This is a genomic window from Citrobacter sp. U14242 (assembly GCF_046555775.1).
Taxonomy (GTDB): Bacteria; Pseudomonadota; Gammaproteobacteria; order Enterobacterales; family Enterobacteriaceae; genus Citrobacter.
Map to the genome: position 1 here is coordinate 163,673 of NZ_JBKGLW010000002.1, position 23,802 is coordinate 187,474.

A 23,802-nucleotide genomic window follows, 5' to 3' on the forward strand; every position below is an offset into this window, starting at 1 on the left:
GTGTCGGGCACTCGCTCGCTGCCAGTCGTACAACTGCTAACAGGCCTACTGTTGTTGGCCTGGCCGTTTTTGATCTGGTTAGGCCTTGCGCATAACAGTCTGCACTGGTTGCTACCGTTGATGGCGCTACTCCTTTTTTTACGCTTTCGCCAGACCCGGCGACAGGCGGGGCCGTTGCGCGTCGTGACACAGGTCGTGGCGGTTGCAGGTATCACTTTGTGCATTGCCAGTTATCTGCTCAAAACGCACCAGCTGCTGCTGTTTTACCCGGTAGTGGTAAACGGCGTCATGCTGTCGGTATTTGGTGGATCTCTGTGGTCCGCGATGCCCATTGTTGAACGCCTGGCACGGCTGCGCGACCCAAATCTGCCCGAGGCAGGCGTACGCTACACTCGCCGTGTGACACAAATCTGGTGCGCCTTTTTCATCATCAATGGCAGCGTTGCGCTCTTTACCGCACTGAATGGCGATATGACTCTGTGGACGACCTGGAACGGTATGGTTTCCTATCTGCTGATGGGAACATTGATGGCCGGCGAGTGGTTAGTTCGCCAACTGGTGATAAAACGAGATACCCAATGAAGCAGCCCCTCACACTTGCTCAATGGCTCTGTGAGCCACGCCCGAACGACGTTCCTGTGGCGTGGCAGGAAGAGCATACCTGGACGCTTGGTCATCTGCGCCACGATGTGGTCCAGTTGATGACGTACCTGCAGCAGCTGGAAGGTGAGCGCTGGGCATTGTGCTTCGAGAACAGCTATTTATTTATCGTCGCGCTACTGGCCACGCTACATGCTGGCAAAACGCCAGTGATCCCAGGACATTGTCGCGTTTCGTTGTTAAACGAGCAGCATAGGCTGTTTGACGGGGTACTAAGCGATAAAGCGCTGGAGTGGCAGGGAACGCTGCGAGTGGTCAGTTCTGCCATGACACCCGTGACCCACGACATCACGTTTCCGGCAATACGCAGCGACGCTTTTGTAGAGTTGTTTACTTCCGGTTCGACCGGCCAGCCGAAACGCGTGATCAAACCGATCGCTCGCCTGGACAGCGAAGCGGCATTGCTCGCGACGCGCTTTGCCGATCGTCTGGCAGGTTGCCGGGTGGTCGCGTCAGTGGTTCCGCAACATCTGTACGGTCTGACGTTTCGTATCTTCTTGCCGATGGCCTTAGGTCTGCCGCTGCACGCGGCAATGCTTTGGTATGCCGAACAACTGGCGGCATTGAGCCATGAGCATCGGTATGCGTTTATCAGCAGTCCGGCGTTTCTGAAACGCCTCGACCACCACCTGACACCGCCGCCAGTCGAACTGATTCTGTCTGCGGGCGGTATGCTACCCTGGCAGGACGTCACACAGGCTGCTGACTGGCTGAATGTCTGGCCCGATGAGATCTACGGCAGCACTGAAACCGGAATCCTTGCGTGGCGTTATCGCCATCAAGATGATGTGGCATGGCTGCCTTTCCCCGGCGTCAGATTTCAGCCAGAAAATGACGCGTTTCGCGTATTTTCACCGCTAATTGCCGCTGATGATGGCCTGTTGCTGGATGATATTCTGCAATTTACTGAAAACGGTCAGTTTCGCCTGATGGGCAGGCGTGGACGAGTCGTTAAGATTGAAGAGAAACGCATTTCACTCAGTGAAGTGGAGCAACGCTTGCTGGCACTGGACGGTATCTGCGACGTCGCGGCATTGCCGGTCTCACGCGGGGGGCGCCAGGGCGTTGGCGTCCTGCTGGTACTGGATGACAAAGCCCATCAACGCTGGCTCGAGTGCGGAGGAAAACCGCAAGAACTGACCTGGCGCCGTTCGCTGTTGCCCTGGCTGGAACCGGTCGCCGTTCCCCGCTACTGGCGGGTGATTGATGAGATTCCGGTCAACAGTATGAACAAGCGTGTCTATGCGCAATTACAGGAGTTATTTCATGAAACCCCATGAAATCGAGCGCCATCAGGCACAGCCTCAACAGGCTGAGATTGTTTTACATCTCGACCCTTCGCTGTTTTGGTTCAGCGGGCATTTTGCCGTGCAGCCACTACTGCCAGGCGTTGCACAGCTGGATTGGGCGATGCATTACGCCACCACGTTGCTGGTCCCTGGCTGGCGTTTTCACAGTATTCAGAACGTGAAGTTCCAGTCACCGCTATTGCCCGAAACCACCGTCACCCTGAGTCTGAGCTGGCAGGAAGAACGTCAGATGCTCTCTTTTAGTTACCAGCGCCACGACGGTGACGCGCGCCATACCGCCAGCAGCGGGAAGATTCGGTTATGCCGCTGACATTTTCCCCGTGCGTGTTGATCCCCTGCTATAACCACGGCGCGATGATGTCGGGCGTATTGGATCGTCTTCAGCCGTTCAATCTCCCCTGCATTGTGGTGGACGATGGCAGCGACAAGACCACACGAGATGAACTGGCACGCCTGGCGGCAGAATACAGCAATCTGACGTTAATTCGCCTGCCGGTCAACGCAGGCAAAGGCGCGGCGGTGATTAGCGGAATACAGGCGGCGGCAGATGCCGGGTTCAGTCATGCGGTGCAGGTCGATGCCGACGGGCAGCATGCCATTGAAGATATTCCCAGGCTGCTTGCATTGGCAAAAGAACATCCGACAGCGCTAATTTCCGGGCAACCAATTTACGATGATTCTGTTCCTCGCTCGCGCCTGTACGGACGCTGGGTAACCCACATCTGGGTGTGGATAGAAACGCTCTCGTTGCAGCTAAAAGACAGCATGTGCGGCTTCCGGGTGTATCCGGTGGCACCGACACTGCAACTGGCGCAGCGCGTGACGCTCGGCAAACGGATGGATTTTGATACCGAAGTGATGGTGCGCCTCTACTGGCAAGGCAACACCAGCTATTTTATCCCAACGCGAGTCACCTATCCGCAGGACGGGCTATCCCATTTCGACGCGCTCAAAGACAATCTGCGCATTTCATTAATGCACACTCGCCTGTTTTTTGGCATGTTGCCGCGCATCCCCTCCCTGCTTTTTCGTCGTTCATCAACACACTGGGCGCAGCAGCAGGAAGTCAAAGGGCTGTGGGGAATGCGTCTGATGCTGCTGGTCTGGCGTTTACTGGGTCGCAAAGCCTTCTCCCTGCTACTGTATCCGGTAGTCGGCGTTTACTGGCTCACCGCATCAACTGCCCGAAAAGCCTCTCAGAGCTGGATTAGCCGCGTACGGGCGCAACTGATCACACGCCGGATGCCAGTACCGTCAAACCTGACCAGTTATCAGCACTTCCTGCGTTTTGGCGGTGCGATGCTGGATAAGATTGCCAGTTGGCGCGGTGAACTGCACGTCGGCCGCGATGTTGTTTTTGCACCAGGCGCAGAAGAGACGCTAAATATCAGCGACCCGCGAGGAAAACTGCTGCTGGCTTCGCATCTGGGCGACGTCGAAGCCTGTCGGGCACTGGCCCAGCTACAGGGCAGTAAAACAATCAATGCGTTGGTATTTAGCGATAACGCCCAACGCTTTAAACAAATCATGGAAGAGATGGCCCCGCAGGCTGGGTTAAACCTGCTTCCGGTGAACGATATCGGCCCGGATACCGCCATTCTGCTCAAAGAGAAACTGGATCGTGGCGAATGGATAGCCATCGTCGGCGATCGCATCGCAGTCAATACCCAACGAGGCGGCGAATGGCGTGTCTGCTGGAGCCGCTTTATGGGGCAAGTTGCGCCATTCCCACAGGGCCCGTTCATTCTTGCGTCTATTTTACGCTGCCCGGTGGATCTGATTTTCGCCCTGCGCCAGCAGGAGAAGCTACATATCCACTGCGAACCGTTTGCTGACCCGTTGCTCTTGCCACGCGCCACCCGACAACAGGCATTACAAAATACCGTCGATCGCTACGCCGAACGCCTTGAGCACTATGCACTTCAGTCGCCACTCGACTGGTTTAACTTTTTCGATTTCTGGCAACTGCCGGACACCAAAGACAAGGAGTAAAGGGTGCTTAACGATCCCCGCTTTACGGCTGAAGTCGAGCTGACTATTCCGTTTCACGACGTCGATATGATGGGTGTAGCGTGGCATGGCAACTACTTCCGCTATTTCGAGATTGCCCGTGAGGCACTGCTGAACCAATTCGATTACGGTTATCGGCAGATGAAAGAATCAGGCTATCTGTGGCCAGTGGTCGACACCCGGGTAAAGTATCGCAATGCCCTGACTTTCGAGCAGCGTATCCGTGTACGCGCCCAAATTAAAGAGTTCGAAAATCGCCTGCGTATCGGCTACGAAATTTTTGATGCTGAAACAGGGAAACGCGCCACAACAGGCTACACCATCCAGGTCGCCGTAGACGAAAAAAGCCGTGAACTGTGCTTTGTCAGCCCCGATATTCTGTTTGAACGGATGGGAGTGACACCATGAGATTATGGCCATTGCTCCTGCTGCTCGTCAGCCCTTTCGTCAGCGCTCTGACGCTCGATGCCCTGCAACAGCGTTTTACCGAACAACCGGTGGTTCGTGCCCACTTCGATCAAACCCGGACGATAAAGGATCTGCCGCAGCCGCTGCGATCTCAGGGCAAAATGTTGATCGCCCGCGACCAGGGTTTGTTATGGGACCAAACAGTTCCGTTCCCGATGCAGTTGCTACTGGACGACAAACGGATGGTTCAGGCGATTAACGGTCAACCACCGCAGACCATCACCGCGGAGAATAACCCGCAAATGTTCCAGTTTAATCATCTGCTACGGGCGCTATTCCAGGCGGATCGTAAGGTGTTGGAACAAAACTTCCGCGTGGAGTTTGCAGACTTAGGGGACGGTCGCTGGACGCTGCGCCTGACACCAATCACCACACCGCTGGATAAAATTTTTGCGACGATTGATTTAGCCGGAAAGACCTACCTGGAGAGTATTCAGCTCAATGATAAACAGGGCGATCGCACCGATATCGCGCTTTCCCAACACCAACTCACGCCAGCGCAACTGACCGATGACGAACGCCAACGCTTTGCCGCCCAGTAAACGCCCCGCGCTGTTATGGGGAGCCGCCTGCCTGATTCTGCTGGCCATCTTGCTGGCGCTGCTACCTCAGGCTCGGCTTAACAGCAGCGTGCTGGCAATGTTACCAAAACAGACACTGGGGGCCATCCCTCCGAGTCTGAACGAGGGTTTTATGCAGCGCCTTGACCGGCAATTGGTCTGGCTGGTGAGCCCCGGTAAACAACCGGACCCGACGGTGGCGCGCGACTGGCTGGCTCTACTGCAAAAATCTCACGCGCTGGCCGAGGTAAAAGGCCCGATGGATGCCAACAGCCAGCAGGCCTGGGGGGCTTTCTTCTGGCAACATCGTAACGGCCTGATAGATAAAGACACCCGCGCCCGTCTGCAAAACGGCGGCGAAGCGCAGGCCCAGTGGATTCTGTCCCAACTTTACTCTGCGTTCTCCGGCGTTAGCGGCAAAGAGCTACAAAACGATCCCCTCATGCTGATGCGCGGCTCGCAGTTGGCCATGGCTAAAAATGGGCAGCGTTTACGCCTGATGGACGGTTGGCTGGTCACTCAGGACGAGCAAGGCAACTACTGGTATCTGTTACATGGCGAGCTGACCGGCTCATCGTTTGATATGCAACAGACGCACCACCTGGTCACCACGCTGAATACGCTGGAAGGTGAGCTCAAAGCCCACTATCCGCAGGCGCAACTGCTGTCTCGCGGGACGCTTTTCTACAGCGATTACGCCAGCCAGCAGGCGAAACAGGATATCTCGACCCTCGGCATAGCGACCGTGATCGGGGTGCTCCTGCTCATCGTGGCCGTGTTTCGTTCGCTACGTCCGCTGCTGCTGTGCCTGATTTCAATTGGTATTGGCGCGCTGGCGGGAACCGTCGTCACGCTGCTGATTTTTGGCGAGCTCCATCTGATGACGCTGGTGATGAGTATGAGCATCATCGGTATTTCCGCCGACTATACGCTCTACTATTTGACCGAGCGGATGGTGCACGGTGCAGAAACATCGCCATGGCAAAGCCTTGCCAAAGTACGCAATGCCCTGCTCCTGGCACTACTGACCACCGTGGCGGCTTATCTGATTATGATGCTGGCCCCCTTCCCCGGTATTCGCCAGATGGCGGTATTCGCGGCGGTGGGTCTGAGTGCCTCGTGTTTGACCGTCATTTTCTGGCACCCATGGCTGTGTCATAAGTTGCCGGTGCGCCCGGTTCCGGCAATGGTACTCATGCTACGCTGGCTTGCTGCCTGGCGGCGGAATAAGAAATTATCCGTTGGCCTGCCGGTGGCTCTGGCGTTGTTCTCACTGGCAGGCATGGCGACGCTACGCGTAGACGATGATATCTCCCAGTTACAGGCGCTGCCGCAGGGCATTCTCGCTCAGGAAAAAGCGATTACCGCTCTGACCGGGCAAAGCGTCGACCAGAAGTGGTTTGTCGTGTACGGCAAATCCGCGCAACAAACGCTGGAGCGACTGGAAGCCTTTACTCCCGCGCTGGAAGAGGCCAAAAAAGACGGCTTACTCAGCGGATATCGCACCATTCCGTTAAATTCGCTCGCCCGGCAGCAGCAGGATCTCACCCTGTTAAAAGATGCCGCGCCCGCCGTCACACAGGCCTTAAACAGCGCCGGACTGGTAACGGTGAAACCCGATCTTAGCGCCATGCCGGTCACCGTCGATGCCTGGCTTGCCAGCCCGGCCAGTGAAGGTTGGCGCTTGCTGTGGCTGTCGCTGGCGGACGGCGAAAGCAGCGTACTGGTTCCCGTTGAAGGAGTGAAACAAAGTGATGCTTTAAACACACTCAGCACGAAATATTCCGGCGTTGCGTGGGTGGATCGTAAGAGCAGCTTTGACAATCTGTTTGCCCTTTATCGCCATATTCTGACTGGCTTGCTGTGTGTTGCACTGACGGTAATTGCCTGTGGTGCCATGATTCGACTTGGCTGGCGTAAGGGCTTAATTAGCCTGGCACCCTCCGTGTTATCTTTAGGTTGTGGTCTGGCGGTACTGGCCCTGAGTGGTCATGCACTCAACTTGTTCTCACTGCTGGCATTGGTGCTGGTACTGGGGATTGGCATTAACTACACGCTGTTTTTCAGTAATCCACGCGGTACGCCACTGACGTCGCTACTGGCTATCACGCTGGCGATGATGACCACGCTCCTGACGCTCGGCATGCTGGTCTTTAGCGCCACTCAGGCAATCAGCAGTTTTGGCATTGTGTTAGTGAGCGGTATTTTCACTGCATTTTTGCTGTCACCGCTGGCGATGCCAGGGAAAAAAGAGAAAAAAAGAAGATGATTAAACAGATATTCTGGCGCACCGCTGCGCTGGTCGCCACGCTGATGCTGGCCGGATGCGGCCACTCGCAGCCAGAACAGAAAGGCCGCCCGCAAGCCTGGTTAGAGCCGGGCGCACGTGTGACGCTACCTGCTCCGGGAATTTCTCCCGCGGTGAATTCACAACAGCTGCTGACCGGAAGTTTTAACGGCAAAACTCAGTCGCTGTTGGTCATGCTTAATGCTGATGATAAGAAAATCACACTGGCCGGGTTGTCATCAGTTGGCATTCGCCTGTTCCTCGTGACCTACGATGAAAAAGGATTGCACACCGAACAATCGATCATCGTTCCGCAACTGCCGCCCGCCAGTCAGGTGCTGGCTGACGTGATGCTCAGCCATTGGCCAATTAGCGCCTGGCAACCGCAATTACCTCAAGGCTGGACGCTTGTCGATACGGGTGATACACGTGAACTGCGCAATAACCGCGGCAAACTGGTCACGGAAATCACGTATCTGAATCGAAAAGGAAAACGCGAACCGATCAGCATTGAGCAGCACGTTTTTAAATACCACATCACCATTCAATACCTGGGTGACTGAGATGATCTACATTTCTGCCGTTGGCATGATTAACGCGTTGGGCAATAACACCGATGAAATCGCAGCCAACCTCACACGTGGCATAGCGCCGGGAATGCGCCCGCGCGCGAACTGGCTGCAAGGACATCCACCCGCCGTATTAGCAGGCGTAGACGGTGAGCTGCCCGCGATCCCTCAGCAATTTAGCGCACATCGTTCGCGCAATAACCAGCTACTGCTGGCAGCACTGGCACAAATCCAGCCACAGGTGGACGATGCTATCACCCGGTTTGGTCGCGATCGTGTTGCTGTCGTTCTCGGTACCAGCACCTCCGGTCTGGATGAAGGTGACGTTCACGTTGATCTGATGCTCAACGACAAAGAGAGCACCGACTGGCGCTACCCGCAGCAGGAACTGGGCGATCCGTCGCGTTTTCTTAGCCACTGGCTGGCGCTGGATGGCCCGGCCTTTACGCTCTCAACCGCCTGCTCGTCCAGTGCACGGGCTATCATGAGCGGGCGTCGCTTAATCGAATCTGGTCTGGTGGATATTGCCATTGTCGGCGGTGCCGATACGCTAAGTCGGATGCCCATCAACGGTTTCCACAGTCTGGAATCGCTCTCCCCAACGCGATGTCAGCCGTTTGGCCGCGACCGCAATGGGATCACCATCGGCGAAGGTGCCGCATTGATGGTATTAACCCGCGAGCCACAGCCCATTGCGCTCCTGGGCGTCGGCGAATCCAGCGATGCGTACCATATTTCGGCTCCCCACCCGCAGGGAGAAGGTGCCATTCGCGCTATAGGCCAGGCGCTTAACGACGCAGGAATGACACCGGAACACGTGGGCTATATCAATCTGCACGGAACGGCCACTCCGCTAAATGATCAGATTGAGTCCAGCGTCGTGAGCACATTATTTGGCGACACGGTCCCATGCAGTTCGACCAAACACCTGACCGGGCACACGCTGGGCGCTGCAGGGATCACCGAAGCAGCGATCAGTATGCTGATTCTGCAACGCAACCTGCCGCTGCCACCGCAGGATTTTAGCCAGTCGCCGCGCGATGAAACATTGCCACCCTGCGGCATCATTACACAGCCGCAGCCGCTGACTCGTCCGGTAATCTTATCTAACTCGTTCGCCTTCGGCGGTAATAATGCCAGCATCCTGCTCGGGAGAATCTCATGAGCCACTATTTATCACCGGGCGATTATTTACCGCATGATGCGCCGATGCTGCTCCTTGAAGAGGTTGTTAGTGTGGCGGACGAAACCGCCACCTGCCACGTGACGGTATCAGCAAACAGCGTACTGGCCCCTTTCCTCGATCCTGATGGCAATCTGCCCGGCTGGTTCGCACTGGAATTAATGGCGCAGACCATTGGTGTCTGGTCTGGCTGGCACCGCCAGCAACACGGTCAGGCAAGTATTGCGTTAGGTATGGTGCTGGGCGCACGCGAGTTAGTCTGTGCTGCGGGTGTTCTGCCTGCGGGGAAGATGCTGAGCATTCATGTCAAATTGCTGATGCAGGATGCACGATTCGGTAGCTTTGAATGCGTCATTCAGGCAGACAACAAGACGCTGGCAACCGGTCGCGTCAACACCTTCCAGCCGACAGCAGAAGAAATTAACACGCTATTTCAACAAGGAGCGTCCACATGAGTCGTTCAGTTTTAGTTACGGGTGCCAGCAAAGGTATCGGTCGCGCCATCGCCAGACAACTGGCGGCAGACGGCTTTGTGGTCGGCGTGCACTATCATCGCGATGCGCAAGGTGCACAAGACACGCTGGAGGCTATCCTCGCCGCTGGCGGCGCAGGGCGTCTGTTGACGTTTGACGTTGCCAATCGCGAGCAGTGCCGTGAAGTACTGGAGCACGATATTGAGATTAACGGCGCATGGTACGGCATTGTCAGCAACGCCGGGGTGACGCGTGATGCCGCCTTCCCTGCGCTCAGCGATAACGACTGGGATGCGGTGATCCACACCAACCTCGACAGCTTTTACAACGTCATTCATCCGTGCATTATGCCAATGATTAGTGCACGCCAGGGGGGACGTATCATCACACTGTCTTCGGTTTCCGGCGTGATGGGCAACCGCGGTCAGGTTAATTACAGTGCAGCAAAAGCCGGTATTATTGGCGCCACCAAAGCGCTGGCCATCGAACTGGCAAAACGCAAAATTACCGTAAACTGCATTGCACCGGGACTGATTGATACCGGGATGATCGAGATGGAAGAAGCTGCATTGAAAGAAGCGATGTCGATGATCCCTATGAAACGGATAGGTCAGGCTGAAGAAGTGGCCGGGCTTGCCAGTTATTTAATGTCGGATGTGGCGGGCTATGTCACTCGCCAGGTGATTTCCATCAATGGAGGGATGTTATGACACGTCGTGTCGTGATTACAGGCATGGGCGGCGTCACCGCCTTTGGGGAAAACTGGCAGGATGTCTCCGCCAGGCTATTGGCGTATGAAAATGCGGTACGCAAAATGCCGGAGTGGCAGGTTTATGACGGACTGCACACGCTGTTGGGTGCGCCAATCGACAACTTCACGCTGCCGGAACACTATACCCGCAAGCGCATTCGCGCCATGGGTCGCGTGTCGCTGATGTCCACTCGCGCATCAGAACTGGCGTTAGAACAAGCCGGACTGATTGGCGATCGGGTACTGACCAACGGTGAAACCGGAATAGCATACGGTTCCTCCACAGGCAGCACCGGGCCGGTGAGTGAGTTCGCGACCATGCTGACCGAGAAGCACACCAATAACATCACCGGCACGACCTACGTGCAAATGATGCCGCACACCACTGCCGTTAACACCGGATTGTTTTTCGGCCTGCGTGGGCGAGTCATCCCGACCTCCAGCGCCTGCACCTCCGGTAGCCAGGCAATTGGTTACGCATGGGAAGCCATTCGACACGGTTATCAAACGGTGATGGTTGCCGGCGGTGCAGAAGAACTGTGCCCTTCCGAAGCCGCCGTATTTGATACGCTGTTCGCCACCAGCCAGCGCAACGACGAACCGAAAACCACCCCCTCCCCATTCGATGAAAAACGCGATGGTCTGGTCATCGGGGAAGGTGCAGGTACGCTGGTGCTGGAAGAGTTGGAACACGCCAAAGCACGCGGAGCAACGATTTACGGTGAAATCGTCGGCTTTGCCACTAACTGCGATGCTGCCCATATCACCCAGCCACAGCGTGAGACAATGCAGATTTGCATGGAAAAATCGCTGAGTATGGCCGGTATTAGCGCCCGGGATATCGGCTATATTTCAGCGCACGGTACCGCAACCGATCGTGGCGATATTGCAGAAAGTCAGGCGACTGCCGCAATTTATGGTGATAATGTGCCGCTATCCTCGCTTAAAAGCTATTTTGGGCATACCCTTGGCGCTTGTGGCGCACTGGAGGCCTGGATGAGTCTGCAAATGATGCGTGAAGGCTGGTTTGCGCCTACGCTGAATTTGAGTCAGCCAGATGCCAATTGTGGCGCGCTGGATTACATTATGGGTGAAGCCCGCAAGATTGATTGCGAGTTTTTGCAGAGCAATAACTTTGCGTTTGGCGGCATCAATACTTCTATCATCATCAAACGTTGGCCGTGATATGTACCGGATCGTTCTGGGGAAAGTTTCTGATTTAAGCACCGGCGTACTGCCTCATGCTCTCTATGAGCAGGCACCGCAGGGTGCTCGCCGCGCACGCTGGCTGGCGGGCCGCGTGCTGCTTTCCCATGCCCTTTCGCCATTGCCTGATATCGTCTACGGTGAGCAAGGAAAACCGGCCTTTTCAACCGACACGCCGCTGTGGTTCAATCTTAGCCACAGCGGTGATGACATTGCTCTGCTGCTTAGCGACGAAGGGGAAGTGGGCTGTGATATTGAAGTCGTGCGCCCGCGCGAAAACTGGAAGACGCTGGCAAATACGGTGTTCAGTCTTGGGGAACATGCCGAAATCGAAGCAGAACATCCGGACCACCAACTGGCGGCTTTCTGGCGCATCTGGACGCGCAAAGAAGCCATCGTTAAGCAGCGTGGCGGCAGTGCCTGGCAAATTGTCAGCGTCGATAGCACTACGCTGACAACCTCGCTCTCTGTCAGCCAGTGCCAGCTCGAAACACTGAGTCTGGCCGTGTGCACGCCAACGCCATTTACCCTGACAGCCGACGCCGTGCAGAGGCTGTAACTCCCGCATTCCCTGTGCGCCGAGGCGCGACATGAAAGGTTAACTGCAGATGCAACGAGTCACCATTACTCTCGATGACGATTTACTGGAAACGCTGGATAGCCTGAGCCAGCGCCGTGGTTACAACAACCGTTCTGAAGCGATTCGCGATATTTTGCGTGGAGCGCTGGCGCAGGAAACGACCCAGGAGCATGGCACTCAGGGCTTCGCGGTACTCTCGTATGTTTATGAACATGAGAAGCGTGATTTGGCCAGCCGCATTGTGTCAACGCAGCACCATCACCATGATTTGTCGGTCGCTACGCTACACGTTCACATCAACCATGACGACTGCCTGGAAATCGCCGTTCTGAAAGGCGATATGGGCGATGTTCAGCATTTTGCCGATGATGTGATTTCCCAACGCGGCGTACGTCATGGTCATTTGCAGTGCCTGCCGAAAGAAGAGTGACCCCTGCAATGATGTTTACGCCATGGTGCCAATCGTCTTTCTGAAACGCAGCAAGGCTATCAGGAAGAACGCGCTGCCGATCGCCAGTAACGTCAGGAACTGTGGCCAGACAATATCCAACCCGGCGCCGCGATAGAGTATCGCTTGTGCGAGACTGACAAAGTGGGTGGTCGGCATGGTTAGCATGATGTCCTGCACGGCCTGCGGCATACTTTCACGCGGCGTAGAGCCCCCTGAGAGCATCTGTAACGGCAACAGCACCAGAATCATCAGCAATCCCAGTTGCGGCATCGACCGTGCCAGCGTCCCCATAAAAATACCGATCGACGTCGTCGCAAACAGGCTCAGCGCCACACCCAGCATAAATAGTGGTATCGAGCCTTCAATCGGCACGCCGAGTACCCCTTTCACCATCAACATCAGCGACAACCCGGAAACAACCAGCACCACCAGCCCCATCGACCAGATTTTTGCCATCATGATTTCAAACGGTGTCACCGGCATCACCAGCAGGTGCTCTATCGTCCCGTGCTCACGTTCGCGGATCAGCGCCGACCCGGTGAGCACAATCGCCAGCATGGTAATGTTGTTGATAATTGCCATCACCGCCCCGAAGCGGGCAGGCTCCAGATTAGGGTTAAAGCGCATGCGCATTTCCAGCGCCACCGACGGCTCAGTGTTGTCACGGTAGCGCGCCACAAAGCTGTTTACTTCGCCACTGATGATATTCTGGATATAACTGTTGCCAGTAAACGCCTGACTCATTCGCGTGGCGTCCACGTTAACCTGAATATCCGGCTGTCGTCCTGCCAGCACATCGCGCTGAAAATCGGGCGGAATGTTCACGGCGAAGGTATAGCGTCCGGCATCCAGCCCGGCATCCATCTCATCGGCGGTGATCATCTCCGGCGGTAAAAACCACGGGCGATAAAAGCTGTTCACAATTCGGTTCGACAGCTGCGACTGGTCCATATCGGCGATAGCAATCGGCGCAAGATGCAGCGAACCCGGCAGGACGGTGGCGGAAGAGTAAACCGATATCGTGAAAGCGAAAACAATCAGCGTCAGCATCGCTTTGTCGCCCAGCAGGCTGCGCAACTCTTTGATACCAAGATTATAAATATTGCGTAATCGGCGCATCATCCCTCCTGTTTTTTCAGCAGCAACACGCTCAGACCGATCACCACCGGAATGGCGATTGCCAACGGGATAAACAGCTGCCACAGATCCATCAGATCCAACGCTTTAGAGAACGTTCCACGCGCAATGGTCAGAAAATGACTGGTCGGGTAAATTTCACCAATCCAGCGGCCCGGCCCTTCCAGCGAGGCGACCGGGTCGATCATCCCGGAAAACTGCGTTGCCGGGATCAGCGTGATAATCGCGGTACCAAAAATGGCGGCGATCTGGCTTTTCATAAACGTGGAGATTAACAGCCCCAGTCCAGTAGCAATGGTGACGTACAGCAGCGCGGCCAGCGTCAGGGTTAAAAAACTCCCCTTATGCGGCACGCCGAACACAAACACCGACAACGCGCACAGCAGCAGGAAGTTAAGCATCCCCAGCACGATGTACGGCAACTGTTTGCCGAGTAAAAACTCACTACGGGTGGTAGGAGTAACGTACAGGTTGATAATCGATCCCAGTTCTTTTTCGCGCACCACGCTGAGTGCGCTGAGCATGGAAGGGATCATCATCAACAGCAGCGGGATCACCGCCGGAACAATCGCCGGCAGGCTCTTCACATCCGGGTTATAGCGATAACGCGTTTCAATGGTCATCAGCCCGTTTTGCCCGTTGGCGTTGGGTTGACGCGCCATCACATCCTGCAGCCAGGTCTGGTGCATTGCCTGTACGTAACCCCTTACCGTTTCGGCCCGGCTCGGCATCGCGCCATCAACCCAGACGCCAATCTTCACCGGCGTTCCACGCGCAATATCGCGGCCAAAGTTGGGTGGGATTTCTATTGCCACCGCCACTTCGCCCGAACGCATGCGCTTGTCCAGCTCGTCATAACTGGTAAGCGGCGGCTGCTCGATAAAATAGCGCGATCCCGCCAGATTCAGCGTCCACGCCTGGCTACTGACGGTCTGGTCACGATCGAGTACGGAGAAACGCAAGTTTTCCACGTCCATGCTGATGCCATAGCCCATGATCAGCATCAGGATCACCGTACCCATCAGCGCCAGCGTTGAACGCACCGGATCCCGCCGCAGCTCCAGCGCTTCACGGCGGCTGTAGCTGAACAAGCGCCGCAGGCTAAAACCCTGGCGTGGCGGCTGACTGTGTTCATGCACCACCGGGGCAGCCGCTTGCGAAAGCGTCGTTTCCGGTGCCGGGCCCGCTGCTTCCTGTAGCCAGGAGATAAACGCCTCTTCCAGGTTGGCTGCGCCACGCTGCTTCACCAGTTCCTGCGGCGTACCGCTGGCGAGCACTTTTCCGGCGTGCATCAGCGACATACGGTCGCAGCGCTCCGCCTCATTCATAAAGTGGGTAGAAATAAAAATGGTCACTTTATCCTGGCGCGACAGATCGACCATCAGTTGCCAGAACATATCTCTCGCCACCGGATCAACACCGGAAGTCGGTTCGTCGAGAATCAACATTTCCGGGCGATGAATCACCGCCACGGCCAGCGACAGACGCTGACGAATCCCCAGCGGTAAGGCACCAGGCAGCACGTCGTCAACATCGGTCAGCGAAAAGCGTTCGCTCATCTCTTGCACGCGCCCGGGGATTTCCGCTTCGGGGATATGGAACAGCCGTGCATGAAGCTCAAGGTTTTGCCGCACGGTCAGCTCGCTGTAAAGCGAAAACGCCTGCGACATATAGCCCACCCGACGGCGGGTATCGATATTCTTCGGGTCAACGGCTTGCCCAAACAGCCACGCCTCACCTTCGCTTGCGGGCAGCAGCCCGGTGAGCATCTTCATGGTGGTGGATTTACCGCAGCCGTTGGAGCCGAGAAAACCGAAGATCTCCCCGCGGGGAATGCGAAAGTTAACGTGGTCAACAGCGACGAACTTACCGAAGCGCATGGTCAGATCTTTCGCCTCAATGGCGACCTCTTCCTGCTCAGCGTGATACGGCGGGATCACCACCGGTTTATGCGCCTGACGCTGGGCTTCGGGTAACAGCGCGATAAACGCCTGCTCCAGCGTATCGCTGGTGGTTTGTTCGCGTAGCTGCTGCGCGCTGCCGGTGGCCAATACCTCACCCGCGTTCATCGCCACCAGCCAGTCGAAGCGCTCGGCCTCTTCCATATAGGCGGTGGCGACCAGCACGCTCATATTGGTCTGACGCTGGCGAATGCTGTTAATCAGATCCCAGAACTGGGCACGTGACAGCGGGTCTACCCCCGTGGTGGGTTCATCAAGAATGAGCAATTCCGGGTCGTGGATCAACGCACAGCACAGCCCCAGTTTTTGTTTCATCCCGCCCGAGAGTTTCCCGGCAGGGCGGTCGCGAAACGGCGCCAGCCCGGTGCTGTTCAGCAGTTCGGTAATCCGTGCTTCACGCTCCGCTTTGTCATGGCCAAACAACCGTGCAAAGAAATCGACGTTCTCATACACCGACAGGGTGTGGTACAGGTTTTTACCCAGCCCTTGCGGCATCCAGGCAATACGCGGGCAGACATCACGACGATGCTTCGGGTCACGCATGTCGCCACCCAGCACCATCACGTTACCCTGTTCAATCACCCGCGCACCGGAAATAAGCGACAGCAGGCTCGATTTTCCGACGCCATCCGGCCCAATCAGCCCCACCATACAGCGGGCGGGGATATCCAGCGTGATATTGTTCAGCGCGACCGTTGTCCCGTAATGCTGACTCACGCCGTCAAGGTGCGCCACGGGAGGAACGGGAACCAGCGCCAGATGCGTCATTGCGGCAACCTCACCACCAGGGGGTCAGGCCAGGCGCGACGTTCATCCAGACGCACCCAGGCCATGCCCGGCAGGCCGGTTTTCACGTACTCCAGGTGCTGCTGTAACAGCTCCGGCGGGATACGCGCTTTCACGCGGAACATCAGTTTTAGCCGCTCATCACTGGTTTCAACCGTTTTCGGCGTAAACTGCGCGACACTGGCGACAAAGCTGATGGTTGCCGGAATACGCAGATCCGGCGCGGCATCCAGCACCAGTCGCGCTTCACCGCCAATCTTCAGCAGGCCAGCCTGTTCGGTCGGCAAGAAGAATGTCATGTAGACATCGCTGAGATCGACCATATTCAGCACGCGCCCGCCAGCTGACAGCACTTCACCCGGTTCAGCCACGCGGTACTGCACGCGCCCGTCGCGCGGGGCTTTAAGCTCGCTGTCATCGATATCTGCTGCAATGCGTCGTTCGGTAGCCTGTGCAGCTTCGACCCGGGTTTGTGCCTGGATAATACTGGTGCGGGCGGCTTCAATCGCAGCTTTCGCGGCAGAGACCTGTGCTTTTGCCGATTCCAGCGCAGCACGCGCGCTTTCTGCCGCAGCCCTGTCGTCATCCAGTTGTTGCTCAGACACCGCACCACGCTGGGACAGTGAACGGGAGCGCACGTGGCGTTTAGAGACCGACTGCAGCTCTGCTTCACGCTGTTTGACTACCGACTGCGCGGCCCGCATTTCACTTTGCCGTTGTTCCAGCAGCGCCCGTGCCGCCGCCACCGCACTTTCCGCTTCTTTGATTTGCGCGACCGCTTCCAGTCGCTGCTCGTGCAGCACGCGGGTATCCATTTTCGCCAGCACCTCGCCCTGACGGACAAACTGCCCTTCCGACACGAGGATCGTATCAATACGTCCGGCAATTTTGGTGGCGATATCCACTTCAGTGGCTTCAATTCTGCCGTTGCTGGCTGCAAACCCTTCAGGTATCCCCGCAGGACGTAGCATCCACCATGCTATCGCGGCCACCACCACCAGGATGCCCGCTCCCCACCACACCAAATGACGCTTAAACTTATCCATATTCGACCCGCCGTAATCCCTGTTATCAAACGATGCGTGTCACAAAACCCACTGAACAACTATTCAGTGAGAGATTCCATCCGGGATGAGAAGGAATGAAAAACGATGGCCAAGGCGCGGACAGGCGTTAAGGCAACGCTTACCGCGAAGGAAGTGAATGACGAAAATGCTGTGAAATCGGGTAGTAATGTTGTCATCATCAGCGTTCCTGGCCGGAAATGAAACACGCATACTCATAACTGCTATCTATTGAATACTAACACCTGGATTCGATATGTCTATTCGGTTGTTCTCGCGATGTCATCGGCTAAAACAGTGTCCGGCAATCCGCTCGTCGGACACCTATAGTACTTAAAAAGCTTGCTGATAAAGTCGCAACGCATCGCCTTCAGTAAGCGTCACAGGATTGTTATCCAGTAAACAGGGCTGCTGCATGGCATCCTGAGCCAATATCGCCAGTGTTTCAGCAGGTATATCGACATCGCGCCACCTTTTCGGTGCATCAGATTCAGCAATAATGCGTACCATCGCAGCAATAAATATCGCGGCTGAATAATCTCCCCAGCTCGGGATGCTCCCGCCCACTCGACGATAATTTCCGGTACAGTTGAAAACGTAAAATCCTTCATGACATTGTTCATTGATGTACTCCTGGTAGTAAAAATGGCCAGCGTTTAACTACGCGGTGCATCGGCATGAGTGAGAACGCTTTTCACCTCTTTACGCTCAAGCAACGGATTGATAATCCCAACGCCAATACGTTGAAAATGCTCCGTTTGTCGATGAAGCTCGAGGCCCTCAGGACAACGATAGGTTTCAACAATAACGAAGCAGTCGTCGTCTTCTGTCGAGCGGAAAAACGCATAGGTGATGTTTTCAGGTTCGTTACGCGTCGCCTCTGCCAGCAGTCTGAGCGCATCATTGACCTTGTCCCCCATTCCCTGACGAGAAAAGTAATGTGCAATAACAAAAAGTTGTGAATTCTCCATAGCCGGGCTCCCGGAAGCCTGATGCCACTATCGGCGGCAACACATTTCGGTCAGCCTGTACGACGCTATTGCAATATCCACCCAAAATAGGTGTTGAATACGAAGTTCGCTTTTATCCTAAATTTCACCGCTAACAACAAAAACCTTAAAATTCATAAATATGCGCCCACGCACATTTGAACATGATTATTTAAAGCGCTAATTTTTCGTTATGTTGATCACATTCGCATCAAAATAATGGTGATCTTAAAATAGGTTTTAAATATTGTGGTCAGGCCGCTAGACCACAATAAGAGGATATATCATGAAAAGAAAAACAATGGGATGGCTTATCGTTTTTCTTCTTTTTATAGTTTACATGCTTAACTATATGGATCGTTCAGCATTGTCGATCACCGCTCCACTCATCGAAAAGGAATTAGGATTCAATGCTGCTGAGATGGGTATGATATTCAGCGCATTCTTTGTTGGTTATGCACTATTTAACTTTATCGGTGGCTGGGCCAGTGACCGATTTGGCCCCAAGACAGTATTTCTGGTCGCCGCATTACTCTGGTCAGTATTTTGTGGGATGACCAGTCTGGTTACTGGCTTATGGACTATGCTGGCTGTTCGCGTATTATTCGGCATGGCTGAAGGGCCGGTCAGTGCTGCAGGTAACAAAATTATCAACAACTGGATTTCGCGTAAAGAATCTGCCACTGCTATCGGTATTTTCAGCGCTGGATCGCCGTTGGGTGGCGCAATTTCCGGTCCGGTAGTTGGCCTGCTGGCTCTTTCATTAGGCTGGCGTCCTGCATTCGGTATTATTTTCCTGTTTGGTTTAGCCTGGGTATTACTTTGGTATTTCATTGCCAGTGATAAACCCTCAAAAAGTAAACACCTAGCCCCGGAAGAACGGGTCGATTTTGAAAACCATGATGACATCATTTTAGCGGATGACGGTAAAGCGATGCCTTCTCTCGGCTACTACATGAAGCAGCCGATGGTGTGGGCAACGACGCTGGCCTTCTTCAGCTATAACTACATACTCTTTTTCTTCCTGACCTGGTTCCCAAGCTATCTGAACCACTCGCTACATCTTGATATTAAAGAAATCAGTATTGCAACCGTGATTCCTTGGGTGATTGGTGCAATCGGCATGGTATTGGGTGGCGTATGCTCTGACTTTATCTATCGGGTAACGGGCAATGCCCTGCTTTCTCGCCGTCTCATTCTCGGTGTTTGCCTGGCTGGAGCGGCAATCTGTGTGGCGGTTTCTGGAACGGTTACCACTATCGGCAGTGCCGTCGGACTGATGTCAGTCTCGTTATTCCTGCTGTATTTGACTGGTCCTATTTATTGGGCAGTTATTCAGGATGTCGTGCACAAAGATAAAGTGGGTAGCGTCGGTGGCGCCATGCATGGGCTGGCAAATATATCCGGAATTATTGGCCCTCTGGTCACCGGATTTATTGTTCAGTTCAGCGGTAAATATGATTACGCATTCTATCTGGCTGGTGCTATTGCGATTGTTTCCAGCTGTCTGGTATTCGTATTTGTCAAAAATAAAGGATTAAAAACAAATGAAAGTCAAAGCTGTCTACATCAATAAACCTGGTGAAATTGAAACCCGTTGGGTTGATTATCCAGAAAAGAAAGATAATGAAGTATTAATAAAAGTTGATGCTGCTGGAATATGTGGCTCTGATATAGGTGCATTTCGCGGCACTAACCCCCTGGTGACCTATCCACGTATTATTGGACATGAAGTCACTGGTATTGTTATTAAACAAGGCAATGGCATGCCAGCAAATATTAAGGAAGGTGACCGCGTTATTGTTGATCCTTATATTTATTGTGGTCATTGCTATCCCTGTTCAGTGGGGAGAACAAATTGCTGTGAAAACCTGAAGGTCATTGGCGTACATATTGATGGTGCGATGCAGGAGGTGGTTGCTCACCCTGCGCATTTGATTCACAAAATCCCGGATAACGTCGCTACTGAGATGGCTCCGTTGGCTGAACCACTGACGATCGCACTGCATGCGCTACATCGCGCCAAACTGACGGCCGGGGAGCATATCGCCATCATTGGCGCCGGTGCGATTGGTCTGATGGCAGCATTGAGCGCATTGCGCTACGGTGCGACGCCAATTCTGATCGATATCGTGGACGAACGACTTCAGTACGCAAAATCGCTGGGTGTGCCTTACGTCATCAATCCGTCGAACACCCAGGTTGTTGAGGCGATAAAAGATATCACGCAAGGGACGATGGCACAGGTTGTCGTCGAAGCATCTGGTGCCAACAGTGCAATTCGCGAAACACTGGATCTTGCTTCGTTTGCGGGTCGTATTGCTTTCACCGGCTGGCCAAAACAGGAAACATCGTTACCCACTAACCTGATCACGTTTAAAGAGTTGGATCTGCGCGGATCACGTACCAGTGCTGGCGAATTCGAAGAAGCGTTACAGATGCTGGCTACGCTGAACATTAATCCTGCGGATGTCGTCAGCAAGGTGGTGAATATTGATGATGTGCCTGACGCCGTGAAGGAACTCGATCAATACCCGGAACGCTATCTGAAGATCAATGCGACCTTTCATTAATTTTTCCAGGAGATAAAGCGATGGAACAAACCTGGCGTTGGTATGGCCCGAACGATCCCGTGTCGTTGTCCGATGTTCGTCAAGCCGGTGCAACGGGTGTGGTCACTGCGCTGCACCATATTCCAAACGGTGAAGTCTGGTCCGTAGAAGAAATTCTCAAACGCAAAACGATCGTGGAAAAAGCCGGTCTGGTCTGGTCGGTCGTGGAAAGCGTGCCGATCCATGAAGACATCAAGACCCACACGGGCCAGTACGATCTGTGGATCAAGAATTACCAGCAGACGCTGCGCAATCTCGCCCAATGCGGCATCTTTACCGTGTGCTACAACTTTATGCCGGTTCTGGACTGGACCCGTACCGACCTGGAGTATGTGCTACCGGACGGTTCAAAGGCTCTGCGCTTTGACCAGATTGAGTTTGCCGCCTTTGAACTGCATATCCTCAAGCGTCCCGGTGCGGAAGCGGACTACAGCGCGGAGGAAATTGCACAGGCTCACCAGCGTTTTGCGAAGATGAGCGAAGAGGACAAAGCCCGGCTGACGCGAAATATCATTGCAGGTCTGCCTGGTGCCGAGGAAGGCTATACGCTGGACCAATTCCGTCGCCACCTTGCAACCTATAAAGATATCGACAAAGCGGCCTTACGGGAAAATTTCGCCAGGTTCCTGAAAGCCATTATCCCGGTAGCGGAAGAAGTGGGTGTACGCATGGCGGTTCATCCGGACGATCCACCGCGCCCAATTCTGGGTCTGCCGCGCATCGTTTCTACTGTAGAAGATATGCAGTGGATGGTGGATACCGTAAACAGTAGCGCCAACGGTTTTACGATGTGTACAGGATCTTACGGCGTACGCGCAGACAACGATCTGGTGGAGATGATCAAACAGTTCGGCCCGCGGATTTACTTTACGCACCTGCGTTCCACTCAACGCGAAGAGAATCCCAAAACCTTCCATGAGGCGGCGCATCTTTCCGGGGATGTCGATATGTACAGCGTCGTGAAAGCGATAGTCGAAGAAGAACAGCGACGTAAAGCTGAAGGCAATGCCTCACTCATCCCCATGCGACCAGACCATGGTCATCAAATGCTTGATGATCTGAAAAAGAAAACCAATCCAGGGTATTCCGCTATTGGTCGCCTTAAAGGCCTGGCTGAAGTACGCGGCGTTGAACTGGCTATCCAGCGCGCCTTCTTCAATCAGTAACCACATTGCCGCATGGTGTCCCCGCCATGCGGTTTTTCACTTTCAGTCAGGACCGGTCTTTGATAGCGCATTATCAAAGAAGATCATCAATGACAGGAGTTTGTCATGGACAAGAATCTCGCCACCGCCCAGATTTCCGCCCCACGCCCACGCTGGGATCGTTCACGCCTCGTTTCGCGCATCGTACATCTTGGTTGCGGTGCTTTTCACCGCGCTCATCAGGCACTCTATACACATCATTTGCTGGAGAGCAGTGACAGCGACTGGGGTATCTGTGAGGTCAACCTGATGCCTGGCAACGATGCCACACTGATTCAAAACCTGAAGGCGCAGGATCTGCTGTACACCGTTGCCGAGCGCGGAGCACAAACTACTGAGCTTAAAATCATTGGCTCGATGAAAGAAGCGCTGCATCCTGAATTTGACGGCTGTGAAGCCATTATCCACGCAATGGCACGTCCAGAAACTGCCATCGTTTCGCTGACCATCACCGAAAAAGGATATTGCACAGATGCCGCCAGCGGCGAGCTGGATCTGAATCATCCGTTTATCCAGCACGACATGGCTCACCCACAGTCCCCCAAATCAGCAATTGGTTATATCGTCGAAGCCCTCGCACTACGCCGCCAGCAGGGATTGAAGGCTTTTACTGTGCTGTCCTGCGACAACGTGCGAGAAAATGGCCACGTCGCAAAAACCGCTGTCCTGGGTTTAGCCGCCGGGCGCGATCCGCAGCTGGCTGAGTGGATTGCCGAACAGGCAACGTTCCCATGCACGATGGTAGACCGCATCGTTCCGGCAGCAACAGAAGAGACGTTAGCGCAAATCGCTGAACAGCTTGGAGTAGATGATCCCTGTGCCATTGCCTGTGAGCCGTTCCGTCAGTGGGTAATTGAAGATAACTTTGTCAATGGACGCCCGGACTGGGATCGCGTGGGCGCACAGTTTGTAGCAGATGTGGTGCCATTTGAGATGATGAAGTTACGCATGCTCAACGGCAGCCACTCTTTCCTGGCCTACCTTGGTTATCTGGGCGGTTATGAAACGATTGCCGATACGATGACCAACCCGGCGTATCGCGACGCTGCGCTGGCTTTGATGCTCAATGAACAAGCGCCGACGCTGTCGATGCCGGAAGGAACAGACCTTGCGGGTTATGCTGAGCTGCTGATCGCGCGCTTTACTAATCCATCACTGAAGCACCGAACCTGGCAAATTGCGATGGATGGCAGCCAGAAATTACCGCAACGCTTGCTGGACCCCATTCGACTCCATCTGAAAAAAGGCGAAGACGCTCGCCATCTGACGTTGGGAGTCGCCGGTTGGATGCGCTACATCAGCGGTGTGGATGAACAAGGTCATCCGATTGAGGTGATAGATCCGCTGTCAGCACAGTATCAGGCTATTTATCAACAGTATCCATCAATAGAAGAACGTGTCCGGGCGCTGTTAGCAATTGACACTATCTTTGGGCGAGACCTTTGCGATAACGCAGACTTTATCGACCGCGTAACCGCTGCCTGTCAGCAATTGCACAGCGTAGGCGCACGTGCAGCGGTAGCCGCGCTAAGCCAATAGC

23 protein-coding genes are annotated in these 23,802 nt (G+C 54.6%); 18 read left to right on the plus strand and 5 right to left on the minus strand.

Annotated elements, in window-relative coordinates; all coding sequences use genetic code 11:
* From ACLJXE_RS03530 to nikR, 14 genes are read left to right on the plus strand one after another with little or no spacing between them, the layout of a single operon-like run.
* Entirely contained in the window at positions 1 to 582 is a 582-nt protein-coding gene (locus ACLJXE_RS03530; RefSeq protein WP_410750094.1) for a hypothetical protein, read from the plus strand.
* Entirely contained in the window at positions 579 to 1,940 is a 1,362-nt protein-coding gene (locus ACLJXE_RS03535; RefSeq protein ID WP_410750095.1) for an AMP-binding protein, read from the plus strand. The genes ACLJXE_RS03530 and ACLJXE_RS03535 overlap by 4 nt, the downstream gene beginning before the upstream one ends.
* A complete protein-coding gene (locus tag ACLJXE_RS03540; RefSeq protein WP_286629886.1) occupies positions 1,927 to 2,280 on the plus strand; it encodes a hydroxymyristoyl-ACP dehydratase in 354 nt (117 codons plus the stop codon). Before ACLJXE_RS03535 ends, ACLJXE_RS03540 begins: the two co-directional genes overlap by 14 nt.
* On the plus strand, positions 2,271 to 3,962 hold the full coding sequence (locus ACLJXE_RS03545) for a glycosyltransferase family 2 protein (RefSeq protein ID WP_410750096.1): 1,692 nt from the start codon (positions 2,271 to 2,273) through the stop codon (positions 3,960 to 3,962). Before ACLJXE_RS03540 ends, ACLJXE_RS03545 begins: the two co-directional genes overlap by 10 nt.
* Before the next feature lie 3 nt (positions 3,963 to 3,965).
* On the plus strand, positions 3,966 to 4,388 hold the full coding sequence (locus ACLJXE_RS03550; protein ID WP_045448568.1) for an acyl-CoA thioesterase: 423 nt from the start codon (positions 3,966 to 3,968) through the stop codon (positions 4,386 to 4,388).
* Positions 4,385 to 4,990: a LolA family protein gene (locus ACLJXE_RS03555; RefSeq protein WP_410750097.1), complete on the plus strand. Its 606-nt coding sequence runs from the start codon at positions 4,385 to 4,387 to the stop codon at positions 4,988 to 4,990. Before ACLJXE_RS03550 ends, ACLJXE_RS03555 begins: the two co-directional genes overlap by 4 nt.
* The gene (locus tag ACLJXE_RS03560) at positions 4,959 to 7,277 is read left to right on the plus strand and encodes an MMPL family transporter (protein WP_410750098.1); all 2,319 of its coding nucleotides are present in this window, start codon (positions 4,959 to 4,961) and stop codon (positions 7,275 to 7,277) included. The genes ACLJXE_RS03555 and ACLJXE_RS03560 overlap by 32 nt, the downstream gene beginning before the upstream one ends.
* Positions 7,274 to 7,858, plus strand: coding sequence for a DUF3261 domain-containing protein (locus tag ACLJXE_RS03565; RefSeq protein WP_410750099.1), 585 nt, complete (start codon positions 7,274 to 7,276; stop codon positions 7,856 to 7,858). The genes ACLJXE_RS03560 and ACLJXE_RS03565 overlap by 4 nt, the downstream gene beginning before the upstream one ends.
* Position 7,859: 1 nt before the next feature.
* Positions 7,860 to 9,029, plus strand: a complete 1,170-nt coding sequence (locus ACLJXE_RS03570) for a beta-ketoacyl-[acyl-carrier-protein] synthase family protein (protein ID WP_410750100.1) — start codon at positions 7,860 to 7,862, stop codon at positions 9,027 to 9,029.
* Positions 9,026 to 9,502: a 3-hydroxy-fatty acyl-ACP dehydratase gene (locus ACLJXE_RS03575; RefSeq protein WP_286629894.1), complete on the plus strand. Its 477-nt coding sequence runs from the start codon at positions 9,026 to 9,028 to the stop codon at positions 9,500 to 9,502. Before ACLJXE_RS03570 ends, ACLJXE_RS03575 begins: the two co-directional genes overlap by 4 nt.
* A complete protein-coding gene (locus tag ACLJXE_RS03580; protein WP_286629895.1) occupies positions 9,499 to 10,230 on the plus strand; it encodes a 3-ketoacyl-ACP reductase FabG2 in 732 nt (243 codons plus the stop codon). Before ACLJXE_RS03575 ends, ACLJXE_RS03580 begins: the two co-directional genes overlap by 4 nt.
* A complete protein-coding gene (locus ACLJXE_RS03585; protein WP_048213607.1) occupies positions 10,227 to 11,456 on the plus strand; it encodes a beta-ketoacyl-ACP synthase in 1,230 nt (409 codons plus the stop codon). The genes ACLJXE_RS03580 and ACLJXE_RS03585 overlap by 4 nt, the downstream gene beginning before the upstream one ends.
* Before the next feature lies 1 nt (position 11,457).
* A complete protein-coding gene (gene acpT, locus ACLJXE_RS03590) occupies positions 11,458 to 12,036 on the plus strand; it encodes a 4'-phosphopantetheinyl transferase AcpT (RefSeq protein WP_410750101.1) in 579 nt (192 codons plus the stop codon).
* A gap of 49 nt (positions 12,037 to 12,085) precedes the next feature.
* Complete coding sequence (gene nikR, locus ACLJXE_RS03595) at positions 12,086 to 12,487, plus strand: nickel-responsive transcriptional regulator NikR (protein ID WP_005121550.1); 402 nt, start codon at positions 12,086 to 12,088, stop codon at positions 12,485 to 12,487.
* Between the two features lie 15 nt (positions 12,488 to 12,502).
* On the opposite strand, the gene ACLJXE_RS03600 is transcribed toward nikR, so the two are convergent.
* The 5 genes from ACLJXE_RS03600 to ACLJXE_RS03620 form a co-directional block, all read right to left on the minus strand.
* Complete coding sequence (locus tag ACLJXE_RS03600) at positions 12,503 to 13,627, minus strand: ABC transporter permease (RefSeq protein WP_410750252.1); 1,125 nt, start codon at positions 13,625 to 13,627, stop codon at positions 12,503 to 12,505.
* Positions 13,627 to 16,374, minus strand: coding sequence for a ribosome-associated ATPase/putative transporter RbbA (gene rbbA, locus ACLJXE_RS03605; protein ID WP_410750102.1), 2,748 nt, complete (start codon positions 16,372 to 16,374; stop codon positions 13,627 to 13,629). Before rbbA ends, ACLJXE_RS03600 begins: the two co-directional genes overlap by 1 nt.
* Positions 16,371 to 17,438, minus strand: coding sequence for an HlyD family secretion protein (locus ACLJXE_RS03610; protein WP_410750103.1), 1,068 nt, complete (start codon positions 17,436 to 17,438; stop codon positions 16,371 to 16,373). The genes rbbA and ACLJXE_RS03610 overlap by 4 nt, the downstream gene beginning before the upstream one ends.
* Before the next feature lie 351 nt (positions 17,439 to 17,789).
* Positions 17,790 to 18,023 (minus strand): hypothetical protein, encoded by a 234-nt coding sequence (locus tag ACLJXE_RS03615; RefSeq protein WP_410750104.1) that lies wholly within the window; start codon positions 18,021 to 18,023, stop codon positions 17,790 to 17,792.
* 89 nt (positions 18,024 to 18,112) lie between these two features.
* Positions 18,113 to 18,427 carry a putative quinol monooxygenase gene (locus tag ACLJXE_RS03620; RefSeq protein ID WP_410750105.1) on the minus strand — a complete coding sequence of 105 codons (315 nt, stop codon included), beginning with the start codon at positions 18,425 to 18,427 and terminating at the stop codon, positions 18,113 to 18,115.
* Between the two features lie 304 nt (positions 18,428 to 18,731).
* Between ACLJXE_RS03620 and ACLJXE_RS03625 the strand changes: the two genes are divergently transcribed.
* From ACLJXE_RS03625 to ACLJXE_RS03640, 4 genes are all read left to right on the plus strand, one after another.
* A complete protein-coding gene (locus ACLJXE_RS03625) occupies positions 18,732 to 20,021 on the plus strand; it encodes an MFS transporter (protein WP_048213619.1) in 1,290 nt (429 codons plus the stop codon).
* On the plus strand, positions 19,993 to 21,018 hold the full coding sequence (locus ACLJXE_RS03630) for a zinc-binding dehydrogenase (RefSeq protein WP_410750106.1): 1,026 nt from the start codon (positions 19,993 to 19,995) through the stop codon (positions 21,016 to 21,018). Before ACLJXE_RS03625 ends, ACLJXE_RS03630 begins: the two co-directional genes overlap by 29 nt.
* 20 nt (positions 21,019 to 21,038) lie before the next feature.
* Positions 21,039 to 22,223: a mannonate dehydratase gene (uxuA, locus tag ACLJXE_RS03635; protein ID WP_410750107.1), complete on the plus strand. Its 1,185-nt coding sequence runs from the start codon at positions 21,039 to 21,041 to the stop codon at positions 22,221 to 22,223.
* 105 nt (positions 22,224 to 22,328) lie between these two features.
* Positions 22,329 to 23,801 carry a fructuronate reductase gene (locus tag ACLJXE_RS03640; protein ID WP_410750108.1) on the plus strand — a complete coding sequence of 491 codons (1,473 nt, stop codon included), beginning with the start codon at positions 22,329 to 22,331 and terminating at the stop codon, positions 23,799 to 23,801.
* Position 23,802: the final 1 nt, after the last annotated feature.

Bases quoted from the DNA above. Each gene is read 5' to 3' on its own strand.
- ACLJXE_RS03535 (WP_410750095.1), top strand. From the start codon at position 579: ATGAAGCAGCCCCTCACACTTGCTCAATGGCTCTGTGAGCCACGCCCG.
- ACLJXE_RS03540 (WP_286629886.1), top strand. From the start codon at position 1,927: ATGAAACCCCATGAAATCGAGCGCCATCAGGCACAGCCTCAACAGGCT.
- ACLJXE_RS03545 (WP_410750096.1), top strand. From the start codon at position 2,271: ATGCCGCTGACATTTTCCCCGTGCGTGTTGATCCCCTGCTATAACCAC.
- ACLJXE_RS03555 (WP_410750097.1), top strand. From the start codon at position 4,385: ATGAGATTATGGCCATTGCTCCTGCTGCTCGTCAGCCCTTTCGTCAGC.
- ACLJXE_RS03560 (WP_410750098.1), top strand. From the start codon at position 4,959: ATGACGAACGCCAACGCTTTGCCGCCCAGTAAACGCCCCGCGCTGTTA.
- ACLJXE_RS03565 (WP_410750099.1), top strand. From the start codon at position 7,274: ATGATTAAACAGATATTCTGGCGCACCGCTGCGCTGGTCGCCACGCTG.
- ACLJXE_RS03570 (WP_410750100.1), top strand. From the start codon at position 7,860: ATGATCTACATTTCTGCCGTTGGCATGATTAACGCGTTGGGCAATAAC.
- ACLJXE_RS03575 (WP_286629894.1), top strand. From the start codon at position 9,026: ATGAGCCACTATTTATCACCGGGCGATTATTTACCGCATGATGCGCCG.
- ACLJXE_RS03580 (WP_286629895.1), top strand. From the start codon at position 9,499: ATGAGTCGTTCAGTTTTAGTTACGGGTGCCAGCAAAGGTATCGGTCGC.
- ACLJXE_RS03585 (WP_048213607.1), top strand. From the start codon at position 10,227: ATGACACGTCGTGTCGTGATTACAGGCATGGGCGGCGTCACCGCCTTT.
- acpT (WP_410750101.1), top strand. From the start codon at position 11,458: ATGTACCGGATCGTTCTGGGGAAAGTTTCTGATTTAAGCACCGGCGTA.
- nikR (WP_005121550.1), top strand. From the start codon at position 12,086: ATGCAACGAGTCACCATTACTCTCGATGACGATTTACTGGAAACGCTG.
- ACLJXE_RS03600 (WP_410750252.1), bottom strand. From the start codon at position 13,627: ATGCGCCGATTACGCAATATTTATAATCTTGGTATCAAAGAGTTGCGC.
- rbbA (WP_410750102.1), bottom strand. From the start codon at position 16,374: ATGACGCATCTGGCGCTGGTTCCCGTTCCTCCCGTGGCGCACCTTGAC.
- ACLJXE_RS03610 (WP_410750103.1), bottom strand. From the start codon at position 17,438: ATGGATAAGTTTAAGCGTCATTTGGTGTGGTGGGGAGCGGGCATCCTG.
- ACLJXE_RS03620 (WP_410750105.1), bottom strand. From the start codon at position 18,427: ATGGAGAATTCACAACTTTTTGTTATTGCACATTACTTTTCTCGTCAG.
- ACLJXE_RS03625 (WP_048213619.1), top strand. From the start codon at position 18,732: ATGAAAAGAAAAACAATGGGATGGCTTATCGTTTTTCTTCTTTTTATA.
- ACLJXE_RS03630 (WP_410750106.1), top strand. From the start codon at position 19,993: ATGAAAGTCAAAGCTGTCTACATCAATAAACCTGGTGAAATTGAAACC.
- uxuA (WP_410750107.1), top strand. From the start codon at position 21,039: ATGGAACAAACCTGGCGTTGGTATGGCCCGAACGATCCCGTGTCGTTG.
- ACLJXE_RS03640 (WP_410750108.1), top strand. From the start codon at position 22,329: ATGGACAAGAATCTCGCCACCGCCCAGATTTCCGCCCCACGCCCACGC.